Genomic DNA, 14,382 nt, shown 5'->3' with positions numbered 1-14,382 from the left:
TTCGCAGCTTATGCGTCTGCCTGTTCCGGCTCCACATAGCGCGGGAAAGCCGGCTCGGGCTTGGGGATTTCCACGCCGGCGGCAAGCCGCCCGGCTGCACCGAGCGTTGCAAAGCTGCGGGCGCCGGCCGGAACCGACAGGTTGTCGAGCAGCTTGGCCGCTGCAGCCGGCGTGACCGGCTGGGCCAGGATGGCGATCTGGCGGATCACTTCGGCCGTGACATAGAGCACCGTGTTCATGCGCTCCGGATCGGTCTTCTTCAGCGCCCAGGGCTCCTGTGCGGCGAAGTAGCGGTTGGCTTCGGCCACGCAGGCCCAGATGCAGGCAAGACCCGCATGGATTTCCTGCTTGGAGAAGGCCGCGCGGCAGGTCTCCAGCATGGCGTCGGCCTGCGCCAGAATGGCCTCGTCGGCCGGGTGAAGCGCACCCGGCTGCGGCAGCTTGCCGTCGCAGTTCTTGGAGATCATCGACAGGGAACGCGACGCCAGATTGCCAAGGTCATTGGCCAGATCAGCGTTGATGCGGTTGACGATCGCCTCGTGGCTGTAGTTGCCGTCCTGTCCGAAGGGCACCTCGCGCAGGAAGAAGTAGCGGGTCTGGTCGAGGCCGTAATGCTCGATCAGGCTGAAGGGGTCGATGACGTTGCCGACCGACTTCGACATCTTCTCGCCGCGGTTGAACAGGAAGCCGTGGGCATAGACGCGCTTGGGTAGCGGGATGCCGGCCGACATCAGGAAGGCAGGCCAGTAGACCGCGTGGAAGCGGATGATGTCCTTGCCGATGATATGGGCATCCGCCGGCCAGTAGGACCAGCGCGCATCCCCCTCATCCGGGAAGCCTGCACCGGTGATGTAGTTGGTGAGCGCATCCACCCACACATACATCACGTGCCGCTCGTCACCCGGCACCGGAATGCCCCAGTCGAAGGTCGTGCGAGAAACGGACAGGTCCTTCAGCCCGCGGCTGACGAAGCTGACGATCTCGTTGCGGCGCTCGGACGGGCCGATGAAGTCCGGATTGGCCTCGTAATGGGCCAGAAGCTTGTCCTGATAGGCGGACAGGCGGAAGAAGTAGCTCTCCTCCTCCACCCATTCCACCGGCGTGCCCTGCGGGCCGTAGCGCACGCCATCGGCGCGCACTTCGGTCTCGCCCTCCTGATAGAAGGCCTCGTCACGCACGGAGTACCAGCCGGAGTAGCTGTCCTTGTAGATGTCGCCATTCGCCGCCATCCGCTTCCAGATTTCCTGGCTCGCCTTGTGGTGGCGCTCCTCGCTGGTGCGGATGAAGTCGTTGTTGGTGCAGCCGAGGGCCTCCACCATGGCGCGGAAGCGGGCGGAGTTGCGGTCGGCCAGTTCCTGCGCGGTGATGCCTTCCTTGCGCGCCGTCTGCAGCATCTTCTGGCCGTGCTCATCCGTGCCCGTCAGGAAGAACACATCCTTGCCATCCAGCCGCTGGAAACGGGCCATCGCATCGGTGGCAATCGCCTCATAGGCATGGCCGATGTGGGGCACACCGTTGGGATAGGAAATGGCCGTGGTGATGTAGTAGCGGGGCTTGTCGGTCATGACGCTTCGGATGCTTTCGGGCGAGAACTGGCTACAAACGGGAGAAACAGCCGGACAGGTGTCCGGTCATCAGCAGGTGCCTTGCGGGCGGCAAGGCTTCATGCGGGCATTCGCATGGCCTCGGAGAGGGACCGGAACACGTCGATGACTACCTGTTTCTTGTCAAGATTGAGCGCCTCGGCATCCGCCGCCGCGCGGCCCATCTTTTCCCATACCTCGGTCCACCTGACAAGCCGTGAGGCGTGCCCTGCGTCCGGCCCGCGCAACTGGGCGTGCATCCAGTCCCGCGCCACCGACAGGAAGGCTTCCCAGTTGTCGGTTTCGCCGCGTGCCGAAACGAGATCGGCAAAGGCATGCAGCGCCACCGGATCAATGCGCGGCAGGCGGGCGGCGAGATTGTGGAAGCCCTGCGTCACCGCCAGCCCCTCACCGGCCAGCAGCAGAAGGGCCGAGCGCAGGCTGCCGCCGGCAAAGCGCGCCACATCCGCCATGGCGGAAGGATCGGCACTGCCGCCCAGGCCGGAAAGCGCCTGGGTCATGGCGCGCTCGTCCAGCGGCTGCAGATCCAGCCTGCGGCAGCGCGAGCGGATGGTCGGCAGCAGGCGCCCCGGCGCGTGCGACAGCACGAAGAACAGAGAGTTGGCGGGCGGCTCTTCCAGAATTTTCAGCAGCGCGTTGGCGGAACTGGCGTTCATGTCATCCGCCGCATCGACAATGCAGATCCGCAGCCCCTGACCCGATGCCGTGGTGCCGTAAAAGGACACGGTGCGGCGCACCTCGTCCACCGGCAGATCGGTCTTGAAGCGCTTGGTCTTGTCGTTATAGGGCCTGCGCAGATGCAGCACATTGGGGCTCGCACCCGCCGCGATCTGGCGGCTGACGATATGCCCCTCCGGCACGGCAAGGCTGCTGGCTGCGGCAACCTCGGGTGAAAACCTGTCCGGATGGGCCAGCGCGAAACGCGCAAAGCGGAAGGCAAGCGTCGCCTTGCCGATGCCCTTCTGCCCGCCGACGAGCCAGGCATGATGGAAGCGCGGCGAACGGTAGGCCTCGATCAGCTCGCGCTCGGCTGCCTCCTGCCCCACGAGGGCAAACTGCTCGCGCGGCAGCGGCACGCCGTCGATGGCGTCGACCTCCGGGGTGGCTTCGATGTCCGTGTTACGCGCCATGGCCGGATCCTGCGCCTTCCCTGTTCTTCAGGCCGAAACGGGAGGACACCACCTGCCAGATGGCCGCTTCCACGCCGCCTGCATCCTGCGCGCCGTCAATGACCACAATGCGGTCCGGCTCGGCGTCCGCAAGCTCCAGGAACAGCTGCCGCCGCCGCTCGTGGGTTTCCATGGCATCGGTCTCGAACCGGTCCGGGCTGTTGCCGCTGGCATTCTGCGCCCGCGTGTCCACCCGCTTCAGGCCGATGGCAGCCGGAACGTCGATCAGCACCGTCAGATCAGGCCTCAGCCCGTTTGTGGCCGTCACCTCCAGCACATCCAGCACCTGGGCCTCGACGCCCGCCTCGCCCTGATAGACGCGGGTCGAATCGGCATAGCGGTCGCACAGCACCCACTCCCCGCGCTCCAGCGCCGGACGGATGGTCACATCCACATGGTCGGCACGGGCGGCGGCAAACAGCATCGCCTCACCGCGCGGGCCCAGCTTGCGCGCCGCACCCGACAGCAGCACCTCGCGGATCATCTCCGCCCCCGGCGAGCCGCCCGGCTCACGCGTCAGCGTCACCCGCAGCCCCTGTTGCAGCAGGCGCTCGCGCAGGCGGCGGATCTGGGTGGACTTGCCCGCCCCCTCTCCGCCTTCAAATGTGATGAACCGCCCCAGCGCCAACGAAACTCTCCAACTCATCCGCCCCGCAGGGCGCTGCATCACAGCCAGCCGAACAGCAGCTGACGCACACCATTCATCGCCCGCTGGCTCAGCGTGCCCTCGCTGACGTCACCGCCAGTCAGAAGCGGTGCGCGGTAAACGATGGCATCATCCGGCCCCAGCACCCTGATTTCGCCCACCACGGTGCCCTTTTCAACCGGCGCAAGCAGCGGCCCGTCATAAACGGCGCGCAGACGGTAGTTCATCGTGCCGCCCGTGGGCAACAGAACCTCGACAGTGCGCGCCGCCACCAGCGGCACCTCGCCTGCCGTGCCGCCGAACACGCGCGCGCTGGCCACCTGTGCCCCGGCATCAAACAGGCGGTTGAGGGTGAAGGCATCCCATGCCCCCTCGACAAGATCCTTCAGCGCCGCCAGCCGTGCCTTGTCCGTGGGAAGGCCGGAAAGGGCCGCAATCACCCGCCGCCCGTTCCGCTCCACCGAAACAAGACCGCTGAACCCATCCTTTTCGGTCTGACCTGCCCCCAGCCCGTCGAGCCCGGTAACATTGCCCAGAAACGGGTTCTTCGCCCGCTGGAAAATGTTGTTCCAGGTGAACTCCGGCTGGCTGAACAGGCCGTAGCGGTCCTTGTGCTCGCTCAGGATATAGCCGGCCAGCAGACTGAGATCGCGTGCCGTCACTTTCACGCCCGGCGCCGGATAGCCGGTCGGATTGGCAAAATGCGTGTTCTTCATGCCAAGCTTGACCGCAAGAGCGTTCATGCGCCCGGCAAAGGCCTCCTCGCTGCCTGCAAGTCCTTCAGCCAGAACGATGGCCGCATCATTGGCATTGTGAACGAGGAGCCCCTGCAGCAGGTCGGACACCGCGATCTGCGACTTCACGGCCGCAAACATCGTCGCCCCGCGTGACGGCGCTCCGCCTGTGCGCCAGGCATGTTCGCTGACTGTGTAAAGCGTGTCTTCGGACGTTTCCCCCGCCTTCAGCGCATCAAAGACGATCGCCGCCGTCATCACCTTGGCAAGGGAGCCCGGCTCAAACGGCTGGTCCGGCGCCTTGGCATAAAGCAGCGTGTCACTGGACTGGTCGAGAAGAATGGCGGTCGTGGCACGGGTGGCCAGCACATCCTGCGCCGCAGCGGGGCGCGGCATGCACAGGCCGGAAAGCAGAAGCCCTGCGACAAGGGCCGCAAGGCTGAAGCGTTTGAACCTTGTCTGCAGCGGCCGCGCGGCCGTTTCACCCTGCCCGATCATGTTCCACCCGGCCGAAAACCGCTCAAAACCGCCCCAAACAGCCGGAATCCAGCCTGCGCCTGCCGCCAGATCAGCGGTTCAGCTTCTGAAGGGACGTTGCGCTGTTCTCGAACGTTTCGAACGCACCGAAAACACCATTGATACGGTCGTTGGCGGCATAGGACGACACGGCCCCGCCGCGCAGCAGGTTGCGCGGTGCATTCAGCCCCGGCTGCCAGATCATCTGCGGCTGACCGGCGGCTGACGGATCCTGATAGGCCGCAGGCGCCGCATTTACCGGCGATGCCGCAGGCACGCGGATGGTGCCAAGGGTTTGCGGCTGTTCACCCAGCGTCTGGACGGCGGGAGCGGCAGCGGGAACCTCGGTAGCGGTGGCTGCGGCCGGGCTCATGATGGCCTGGGCTTCAGCGGCAGCCGCCGACGCATTGACCGCAGAGGCCGCAGGGCTTGCCGAGGCGACCATGATCTGCGCCGCACTTTCATAGGCAACCGCCGGATCGAAGGCGATCATGTAGGACGGATCAAGCTGCGGATGAGTGGTGCCGGAAGTGGAAGCCACCGTCACCGGCTGCGGCAGTGTCAGGGGACGCGGGCGCGGCGCGAAGCTCGGCACATAATTCGTGCTGCCGGCGCCCTGCGCCAGCGGCTCGGCAGAGGCAACCATCAGAGAAGCGGCAGGCGCGCGGACGGGTCCTGCTGCAGGTGCAGGCGCAGCAGGGGCCTGTGCCAGCATGGTGCCCGGCATCGTGCCGCCCGGCGTCACGGCGCCCGGTCCGTCATAGCTCGCCATCAGGAAGGCCTCGTCATTGCCGTCCATGCGGGCCGGGCCGATATATTCCACCTTCACCTTGCCGATACCGGCCTGCTTGGTGCCCAGCATCTTGGCGACGCGCTGCGACAGATCGATCTCGCGGTTGCCGTGGAACGGCCCGCGGTCATTGACGCGCACGATCATCGAGCGGCCGTTCTCCACGTTGGTCACGCGGGCATAGGACGGCAGCGGCATGGTGGTGTGGGCAGCCGTCAGCGAGTGACGGTCATAGATCTCGCCATTGGCGGTCTTGCGGCCGTGGAAGGCCTCACCATACCAAGACGCAAATCCGACCTTGGTGTAACCCGGCTCTTCCTTCGGATAATACCAGCGCCCGGCCACCTTGTAGGGCTTGCCGACGATGGCGCGGCCACCGCCTTTGGGCACCGGCTTGCCATCGGCGACCACGCGGGGGCTGGCCTTCACGCCGTATTTGGATTCAGGGAAATATTCGGAGGAGCGTTTCTTGGTCGGCGCGCTTTCGCAGGCTGCCAGTGCGAGCGCTGCAGTCAGCGCGATCATCAGTTTCAGGGCGGGCTTGCGGAGTTTCACACCGCCTGCCTCCTGAGCGTCCTTGCTGGCGCATACGGCCTTCTCAGCCATAGCTGCCATCGGGCGTTTCCCCAAACCTTGCATCCTGCCGTCCCACTCACAACGCGTCTGGCGGCCCCAGCACACGCGCTCCATGAAGCCGGTTTCCCGGCACTGTCTCGCGGTTGCGCAAACTGACCGTTCGGTCTCTTGCGCGCAAGTGCATTCCGCCCCCGCAGAAATGCAACAGCCGCAGTTAATCGCATAGTGGTTACCTGATCCTTACCGCTTCGCCAAGTCCCAAAGCGCCGCAGAGGCCATCAAACCGTATCCGGTACACCGTATAGTCCCGGGGCGGCTGTTTTCCACCGTTCCGGCAGGGCCGGAAGCGCCGCTGCCTTCTTGAAATAATTTACCATCCTGCAACATGGCAGAGGGCTCATGCCCCGAATCTGCACCCCTGCCCGGCTCTGGCATATCCCCCTGCCGGTCTGTCCAGGCTTTGCAACGCTGACGCGCCCCGCCCTAAAAAGGCTCAGACCCATCAAGGCTTGGGTCCAGCAAGGCTCGGGCCCATCATTGCATCACTTTGTGATCGTCATCACAAACCGCAGCGGCGGCAGCGCCTAAGGTGATGTCACTGCAACGGGCCGCCCCGCCCTGCGCAGGCTGGGGCCTTCCCGGCACCGGCCGCTGATCCTGCACCCCTGCCCACGACACGCCGGATCAGCGGCCCCCTTCCGGGGGATACACGGCGGGCAACTCTTCCTGACAATGCATTGTATGCGCGGCGCGGCGGCAGCCGTTCTGGCTGCGGAGCGACTGCCCCCTTGCCGCAGCGTCGCCCCGGACGGAGCGCAGCGGAGATCCGGGGCCTACTCGTTTCCAGAGAAATGCCGAATCCTGCAAAATTTCCCGCAAAGACATCTTTGCGCATCTGCCGTAGCCGCCACACATCACGCGAGCGGCTCTGCAAGCGAGTGGTTCCCGGGTCTGCGCTCCGCTCCGCCCGGGATGACCGCCGGAGGATATGGCAAGGCTGAGGCCGCCTTTCCGCGTCAATCCTGCTGTTCCGGGGATGCGCCCCAAGGTGCCACCCGCCCCGTCCCTCGGAGTTTTCAGCCAAGGTTTCTGCGAGGTTTTCTGGCAGGTTACCGGCACGTTTTCTGGCAAGTTCCGGGCAGTCCTCACAAATTCACACCACCCCGCTTGACATTCCCCCCCAAAGCCCCGAAACGGTGTGCACAACGGAAGAGTGGCCGAGTGGTTTAAGGCACCGGTCTTGAAAACCGGCGTAGGTGAGAGCCTACCGTGGGTTCGAATCCCACCTCTTCCGCCATTGCCACATCCATTACCCTCCGCCAGCGTCCATTTTTCCTTGCAAGCCGCCATTTTCGGCGGCTTTATTGTCCGTGCCCGTCCATCGTAATCCACGACCAGCCAGAACAAATGTGGGCACGATGTGGGCACAGAGACAGGGCAAATGTGGGCACAGAGGATGGCGGCGCGAACCGCTCATTCAGGCTTTTACCTGCAGCCGGTCACATGACGCCCTTCTCCAGGAAACAGCCACCGGCGGAAATCCGCCAGCGGCTTTTCTCGTCCCTGTCACCTCAGGCAGGCATCTGCCGGAAGTGCCTTGCGGCTGGCGAAGGTGAGGAGCGACAGCCCGGCGAAGTTCCAGGTGCCGTCGACCGGAGCGCAGACGATCGCCAGTTCCGCCTGCGGCAAATCCTCCAGTAGACGCCGGCCGGCGGAAACCGCCTCCTCGCCCAGGAACAGGGCCTGCGGCATCAGGCGCGCGCAGGCCCCGTGCAGGCGCTCTTCCATCTGCCGGTCCGCTTCGGTCACCAGATCATCCGGCGCGGATTTGGCGCTGACCATGTCAGAGGACAGCCGGCGGAAGCGCGGCAGGATTTCTTCTGCCGCACCCGCGCGCACCTCGTCGATCAACCAGTCCCAGATTTTGGACGAAGGTGCCGTCAAGCTGCCACTCCCCGCCGTTTGATCCAGGCAGAAAGCAGATCGGGAATGTCGGTCTGGAAGACAGATGCCCCGGCCTCGACCAGAACACCCCAGATCGCATCCGGTTCATGCGCGGCGCGGCTGTCGCTGAGCCCGGCCGAGCAGACGGGATCGAGCGTATTGACCCAGACCGAGGTGCCGCCCGCATTGAGCTGGCCAGCGGCAGCACGAAGTGTGTCGAGGCTGTCGAACTTCATTTCGGTCATCACCGCACCGCTTTCCAGCACGCGCGCGACATCATCGGCCCAAGTTTCAACCGTCAGCCGCAGCATCGGCATGACCATGACGCCCGTCGTGGCCTCGATGTGGCGCAGCCGGGCAAGGTCCTCGGCCGTACGCAGCGGGAACTTGACGTTCACCCGGGCTGCGGCACCCAGCTCGGCCGCCGTTTCAGCGACCTTTTCGATCAGGTGCGGATGCTTCACATCGAGATCGAGAAAGCCGCGGCCTTCCGCCTGTGCCAAAACCTGGGCGAGGGCCGGAACCGGCTCATCCGACGCGGCTGAATCGCTGCCGCCATCGCGCTCGCGCAGCCTGAAGCTCGCCAACTCGGCCATGGTTCTGTCCGAGGCCGCGCCGGTTTCGCCGGTCATCCGCTCCAGCGTGTCATCATGCATCAGAAACAGGATCCCGTCAGCGCTCTCCTGGATATCTATCTCGACAATCTGATGCCCGGCGTCAAAGGCGCCGCGGATGGCGAGAAGGCTGTTCTCGGGACCGGTGGTCCAGGCCCCGCGATGGGCAACAATCAACGGCTGGCGGTTCTTGCGGGCGACGAAGTCACGGTAGTTCAACAACGAAATGTCCTTTCGGTCAGGAGACAAGACGAGCGCCGGTTTCGGCGTCGAAGAGATGCAGGGCGTGCTCGGGAATGCCGAGACCAGCATCGGCAGGCACCGGACGCCCGGCCGGAGACTGCACGGCCACCGTCTGACCATCGGGCAGACGGAAGAAATGGACGACATGCGAGCCAAAATCTTCCCGGTGAAGCGGGACAAATGATGCCCCTCCCGCGTCCAGAACCACAGCTTCCGGCCGGACACCGGCCAGAACGGCACCTCGGTGCGTGGAGGCGGCCAGCGGCGTGCCGTCACCAAGCCTAAGCCAGGTGCCGTCGCCCATGGCCGTGATGAGGCTCATCGGCGGATGGCCGATGAAGCTGGCGACGAAGCGCGTGGCCGGGCGGTGGTAGATGTCAGCCGGAGTTCCGATCTGTTCGACCCGGCCAGCGTTCATGACGACAATCTGGTCGGCCAGCGTCAGCGCTTCGGCCTGGTCATGGGTGACGAAGACCGTCGTCGCACCGATGCGGCGGTGCAGGCCGGCGAGTTCCGCACGGGTTTCATGGCGCAGCAGCGCGTCGAGGTTCGACAGGGGCTCGTCAAACAGCATCACCTGCGGCGCACGCACTATGGCGCGGGCAATCGCCACCCGCTGCCTTTGACCGCCCGACAGCTCCGAAGGGCGCCGGGCAAGCAGATCGCCAAGTCCCACCACGCGGGCGGCTTCCGCAATCCGGGTCATGCGTTCGCGGCGCGGCACACCGGCGACCTTCAGCGGATAGCCGATGTTGTCGCCCGCCGTCATGTGCGGATAGAGCGCATAGGACTGGAACACCATGGCGCAGCCACGCTCACGCGGCGGCAGGTCCTGCACTTTCCGTCCGCCGATCTCGATCTCCCCGCCGGAGACCGCCTCCAGCCCGGCAATGAGGTTGAGCAGCGTGGACTTGCCACAGCCGGACGGCCCCAGGATGACGGTGAAGGCGCTGGCGGTGAAGGTCAGGTCGAGCGGTGGCAGCACCTCGGTTGCGCCGAAGCGCTTGGCTACGCCTTTCAGCGCAATTTCAGCGGCTTGTGTCATGTCATTTCTCCGAGAGGGCATAGCCGCGCACGATGAAGCGTTGCAGCAGGGCAACCATGGCCAGCGGGATGGCCGAGACGACGAGCGCGCCGGCCATGATCAGCGGATAGTCCGGCACCGCCCCCGGCATGTCGTTGGCCAGCCGGGACAGGCCGACAACGGCCGTCTGCATGTCGGGCCGCGAGGCGGCCACCAGCGGCCACAGGTACTGGGTCCAGCCGCCGAGGAACATCATGATGAACAGGGCGATGAGCGGCGCGCGGGACAGCGGCAGCAGGATGTCGAGGGCAAAGCGGACCGGCCCCGCCCCATCCATCACGGCCGCCCGGGGCAGATCGCGCGGCATCGCCAGAAACGCCTGACGGAACAGGAAAGTGCCGGTGCCATGCGCCACCAGCGGCGCCGCCAGCCCGAACCAGGTGTCCAGCACCGAAAGGCGCATCAGCGGCCCGATGCCGAACAGTTCCAGCAGGATGTTAACCGGCATGCCGACATCGGCGGCGACCTGATAGGTGGTGATCACCCGGAGGTCGAGCGGCAGCATGATGGTGACCAGCGTCAGGGCAAACAGCGCCCCGCCCCAGCGGATCTGGAAGAACACGATCGCCAGCGCGGTCATGAAGGCGAAGAGGCACTTCAGCGTCGCGACCAGCATGGCCGCGACGAAGGAATTGACCAGCTGGCCGGGGAGTGCCGTTTCCTCGAACACGCGGGCGATGTTGGCGAGGATCTGGTCACCCGGCATCCAGCTCAGGCCACCGGTCAGTACCGTTTCATAGGCCTGCGTGGCCGTGATGACCGCGACGACGAGGGGCAGCAGCACGAACCCCATGCCGAGGGCCAAAATGAGACCGGCGGCGCGGTCGATGCTCTTGGTGTTCTCGACCATGTCAGCGCTCGTATCTCACGCGGCGTTCCAGAACGAGGAACTGGAAGGCCGTCAGCATCAGGACAAAGATCATCAGGAGGGCCGTCTGGGTCGCAGCGCCCGACAGGTCATACCCACGGAAGCCGTCCGAGTAGATTTTATACACTAGAAGTGTAGTAGATCCGCCCGGACCACCTTCGGTCATCGAGTCGATCAGGCCAAAGGCGCCGGTGACGCTTTCGGTGAATTCGAGGGCAAAAGACAGGAACAGCTGCGGCGCGATCAGCGGCAACTGGACGTCGCGCACCCGGCGCCAGGGCCCTGCCCCATCCAGCGCCGCCGCCCTGTGCAGCACCTGCGGCACGGCCTGAAGGCCGGAGAGCAGAACGACGAAGTTGAACGGGATTCCGCCCCAGACATGGGCCACGACAATCATCGTGAAGGCGTCAGCTCCGTCGATGCGCGGGTTCCAGATCCCCGGAAACAGGCCGTTGAGCGGCGCCAGCAGGCCCAGAAACGGGTTGAAAATGAATACAAACACAAGACCGATCGAGGCCCCGGCGACGCCCTTCGGCCAGACCAGGATGTTGCGCGCCGGCTGGCTCAGCCGGATGTGCCGGTCGGCGGCGAGCGCAAGGATCAACGGGATGACGATGGCCAGCGTCGAGCCGATCACCATGAAGATAAAGGTCAGGCGCAGCGATCCCCAGAACTCCGGATCAGCCAGCACTCTTGCGTAGTTCTGCAGGCCAACGAACTCCGATCCACCGCCGAACGGACGCTCCAGCGTGAACGACCAGTAGAACGCGAGATAAACCGGCAGATAGAAGAACAGCGCAATCAGCAGCGTCTGCGGCAAGACGAGGGCAAAGGCCAGCCAGCGCTGGGGAAACAGGGCGAGCATCAAGGATCCTTCCGGGAAAAAGACCAGCCCCTGACGCTCACGGCCAGGGGCTGGGCCGTCTTGCTTACGGCAGGGTCACGCCGGCATAGGTTGCCTGGAAGCGGCGCAGCAGCTCGTCGCCACGGGTCTTAGCGCTGTCGAGGGCTGCCTGCATCGGCTTCTCGCCGTTGAAGGCCTTCTGCGTCTCTTCCATGAAGATGTCCCGGAACTGGACAAAGAAGCCGAGCCGGATGCCGCGGCTGTATTCGTTGCCGGCCACGTCCATCGACCTGACGCCCAGCTCTGCCACTGCAAAGGCCGGATCCGAGGCCCGGCCGGTCGTCTTGATCAGGTCAAGGGCGGCCTGCGTCACCGGCACATAACCGGTCGCCCTGACGAACTCGAGCTGCGGAACCGGTTCGCGCAGGTAGTCAAGGAACGCCTTCGCTGCTGCGGTCTGCTCGGCGCCATGTCCCTTCATGACATAGATCGAGGCCCCGCCAACCAGCGTGTTGCGCCGTTCGGCACCCTCGTACATCGGTGCGAGGCCCACCATCAGCTTGTCGCCGAGCGCGGCAAGATGGCTGGAGTATCCACCCGTAGAGTTTTCGATCATGACGCATTCGCCAGAGTTGAAGGCGTCGACGAACTTGCCAGCGCGCGTGTCGGCTGCCAGACGGACGAGCCCGTCCTTGCGCCAGCCCGCAAGGTTTTCCAGATGCTTGGCCGGCAGGCCGGCGTTGAAGGCGTACTCCGCATCGAGACCGGCAAAGCCGTTACCCTGGGTAGCAACCGGTGCGCCGTGACGGGCCGCAAACTGTTCCAGCACGCGCCAGGGATGGCCGTCGGTGGCGAAGGGGCAGGCATGACCGGCATCGCGCAGCTTGGTCGCGACCTCGATCACGCCTTCCCAAGTGGCCGGAAGCTCGCTGACGCCAACGGAGGCGAGCGCCTCGCGGTTGCCGTAGAAAATCAACGTCGAGGCATTGTAGGGCTGCGACCAGAGCGCGCCCTTCGACGTCTCGTAATAGGAGCGCGCGCCGCCGATGTAGCTGTTCCAGTCGACGCCGGGCAGCACGTCCGAGACGGGAACCACGGCGTCCGACAGCAGGAGGTCGAGCGTGCCGGCGTCGAAGAACTGGATCAGCACCGGATGGGTGCCGGAGCGATAGGCGGCGATTGCCTTCTGCATGGCAACCTCATAGCCGCCCTGCCCGACGCAGGTGACCTTGTGCTCGCTCTGGGCGGCATTGAAGCCGGCGCAGTTGGCCTGAATCGCCTCTTCGATCTTGCCGGTGTTGCCATACCAGAACTCGAAATCGGTCGCTGAGGCGGGACTTGAAAGGGCAGTGCAAGCCAGCGCGCACAGGGCTGCGGCAGTGGATCGGATCATGATGAAGGCTCCTCATGGGGCAGTGGTGAAGGCAGGCGGATTACTACACTTTAAGTGTGACAATGCCATGACGCGGAACGCCTTTGCAGCCGGCTCGCCCTGTGCTTTAACTCCGGCCATGACCTATGATCCCGTTGCCCTGATCTCGCCCCGGTTCCTACGCTCCAGTGATCCCTGTGAGGTCGTATCTGAGAACGAGCGCGCCTTGCTGCGCCTGGCGCGGGCCTATCCGGGCCATTCCCGCTCCGAGATCGCAGCGCGCCTGCCGCTGGCGCAGCAGTCCGTGCACCGGATCATTGATGCCCTCGCCGAACGCGGCCTCATTCTGCTCGGCAGCCCAAGGCCCGGCACCGGCCGCGGTCAGCCGAGCCCGACCGTGTCGCTCAACCCGGAATTCGCCTGGACAGTCGGCCTGTCGGTGAACACGGACCGCGCCGGCCTCTGCCTTATGCCCTTCGCCGGCCCGGCCGAAACGGTGTCCATCGACATTGGCGGACAGACCTTGACCGGCAGCCTCGACCGCATCCAGACCCGGCTGACACAACTCCTCGACCAGCGCGGCGTTGCCGCCGACCGGATCTTGGGGCTCAGCCTCGGCATTGCCGGCTACCGGATCGAGGGAACGGTCTACAACGCGCCGCTGCCCTTGCATGACTGGTCGCTGATCGAACTGGGGCCGCTGCTGTCGCGCCGCTTCAACCTGCCGGTCTGGGTGGAAAACGGCGCCAGCACCGCCGCCGTCGGCGAGGCGATGCTGGGCGTCGGGCGCCACATCCAGAGCTTTGCCTATCTGTCGTTCAACTACGGCTTCGGCGGCGGGCTGATCCTGAACGGCGAGCTCTATGCCGGCTCGAACGGCAACGCCGGCGAGTTCAGTGGCCTGGCCGATGCGGAAGGGCACAAGCGGCGCCCCGCCCTGCACCTGCTCATCGCCCGTCTCGAGGCCGAAGGCATGCATGTGCCGAGCCTGGAATGGCTGAGGCGCAACTTTCGCCCCGACTGGCCTGGCGTCGAGGCCTGGGTCGACGACGTGACTCCCTTCACCAACACGCTGCTCAACGCCATCTGGTCGGTGATCGATCCGCAGGCCATCGTGTTTGGCGGCGAAGTCCCGCGCAAGCTCGCCGACATGCTGATTGAGCGCGTCACCTTCAACAACAGCCCGCGCTACGGCAACCGCCGCCGGACGCCCAAGCTCATCGTCTCGGACCTCGAAGGCGAACCCTCCGCCGTCGGCGCCGCCGCCCTGCCCTTCAAGACCTGCATCTTCTGACGTCAGGCCATGCAGCCCGGGCAGCGCCGCAGCGCGTGCCGCACTGACACCGGCGGCAAACAGCTTGGCGGTACTGGCAGTATT

12 protein-coding genes and 1 tRNA gene are annotated in these 14,382 nt (G+C 65.3%); 2 read left to right on the top strand and 11 right to left on the bottom strand.

The window, feature by feature from the left end:
* Positions 1–8 precede the first annotated feature (8 nt).
* From metG to IF10I1_RS15340, 5 genes are all read right to left on the bottom strand, one after another.
* Positions 9–1,565: a methionine--tRNA ligase gene (gene metG / locus IF10I1_RS15360; RefSeq protein WP_186415500.1), complete on the bottom strand. Its 1,557-nt coding sequence runs from the start codon at positions 1,563–1,565 to the stop codon at positions 9–11.
* A 98-nt stretch (positions 1,566–1,663) separates the two neighbouring features.
* Complete coding sequence (locus IF10I1_RS15355) at positions 1,664–2,734, bottom strand: DNA polymerase III subunit delta' (RefSeq protein ID WP_186393442.1); 1,071 nt, start codon at positions 2,732–2,734, stop codon at positions 1,664–1,666.
* Positions 2,724–3,401 carry a dTMP kinase gene (tmk, locus tag IF10I1_RS15350; RefSeq protein WP_197717613.1) on the bottom strand — a complete coding sequence of 226 codons (678 nt, stop codon included), beginning with the start codon at positions 3,399–3,401 and terminating at the stop codon, positions 2,724–2,726. Before tmk ends, IF10I1_RS15355 begins: the two co-directional genes overlap by 11 nt.
* A 38-nt stretch (positions 3,402–3,439) precedes the next feature.
* Positions 3,440–4,651 carry a D-alanyl-D-alanine carboxypeptidase family protein gene (locus IF10I1_RS15345; protein WP_208977420.1) on the bottom strand — a complete coding sequence of 404 codons (1,212 nt, stop codon included), beginning with the start codon at positions 4,649–4,651 and terminating at the stop codon, positions 3,440–3,442.
* Between the two features lie 70 nt (positions 4,652–4,721).
* On the bottom strand, positions 4,722–6,074 hold the full coding sequence (locus IF10I1_RS15340) for a septal ring lytic transglycosylase RlpA family protein (RefSeq protein ID WP_186393441.1): 1,353 nt from the start codon (positions 6,072–6,074) through the stop codon (positions 4,722–4,724).
* Between the two features lie 1,168 nt (positions 6,075–7,242).
* Between IF10I1_RS15340 and IF10I1_RS15335 the strand changes: the two genes are divergently transcribed.
* Positions 7,243–7,332: transfer RNA gene (locus IF10I1_RS15335), tRNA-Ser, on the top strand.
* A gap of 269 nt (positions 7,333–7,601) precedes the next feature.
* Here the strand turns inward: IF10I1_RS15335 and IF10I1_RS15330 are convergent.
* The 6 genes from IF10I1_RS15330 to IF10I1_RS15305 form a co-directional block, all read right to left on the bottom strand.
* A complete protein-coding gene (locus IF10I1_RS15330; protein WP_244293756.1) occupies positions 7,602–7,979 on the bottom strand; it encodes an inositol monophosphatase family protein in 378 nt (125 codons plus the stop codon).
* The gene (locus IF10I1_RS15325; RefSeq protein ID WP_186424559.1) at positions 7,976–8,815 is read right to left on the bottom strand and encodes a glycerophosphodiester phosphodiesterase family protein; all 840 of its coding nucleotides are present in this window, start codon (positions 8,813–8,815) and stop codon (positions 7,976–7,978) included. The genes IF10I1_RS15330 and IF10I1_RS15325 overlap by 4 nt, the downstream gene beginning before the upstream one ends.
* Positions 8,816–8,831: 16 nt before the next feature.
* Entirely contained in the window at positions 8,832–9,881 is a 1,050-nt protein-coding gene (locus IF10I1_RS15320) for an ABC transporter ATP-binding protein (protein WP_186424558.1), read from the bottom strand.
* 1 nt (position 9,882) lies between these two features.
* Positions 9,883–10,770 (bottom strand): carbohydrate ABC transporter permease, encoded by an 888-nt coding sequence (locus tag IF10I1_RS15315; protein ID WP_186424557.1) that lies wholly within the window; start codon positions 10,768–10,770, stop codon positions 9,883–9,885.
* A gap of 1 nt (position 10,771) precedes the next feature.
* Positions 10,772–11,653, bottom strand: coding sequence for a carbohydrate ABC transporter permease (locus IF10I1_RS15310; RefSeq protein ID WP_186424556.1), 882 nt, complete (start codon positions 11,651–11,653; stop codon positions 10,772–10,774).
* Positions 11,654–11,717: 64 nt separating this feature from the next.
* The gene (locus tag IF10I1_RS15305) at positions 11,718–13,025 is read right to left on the bottom strand and encodes an extracellular solute-binding protein (RefSeq protein ID WP_186424555.1); all 1,308 of its coding nucleotides are present in this window, start codon (positions 13,023–13,025) and stop codon (positions 11,718–11,720) included.
* Between the two features lie 118 nt (positions 13,026–13,143).
* Here IF10I1_RS15305 and IF10I1_RS15300 point away from each other — a divergent pair, with 118 nt between their 5' ends.
* Positions 13,144–14,298 (top strand): ROK family transcriptional regulator, encoded by a 1,155-nt coding sequence (locus tag IF10I1_RS15300; protein WP_186393994.1) that lies wholly within the window; start codon positions 13,144–13,146, stop codon positions 14,296–14,298.
* The last annotated feature ends 84 nt before the right edge of the window (positions 14,299–14,382 follow it).

The sequence above is a fragment of the Pannonibacter sp. I15F10I1 genome, assembly GCF_900185665.1.
Classification (GTDB): domain Bacteria; phylum Pseudomonadota; class Alphaproteobacteria; order Rhizobiales; family Stappiaceae; genus Pannonibacter; species Pannonibacter indicus.
Note: the sequence above shows the minus strand (reverse complement) of the source record. Positions and strands in the feature narration are given on the sequence as shown.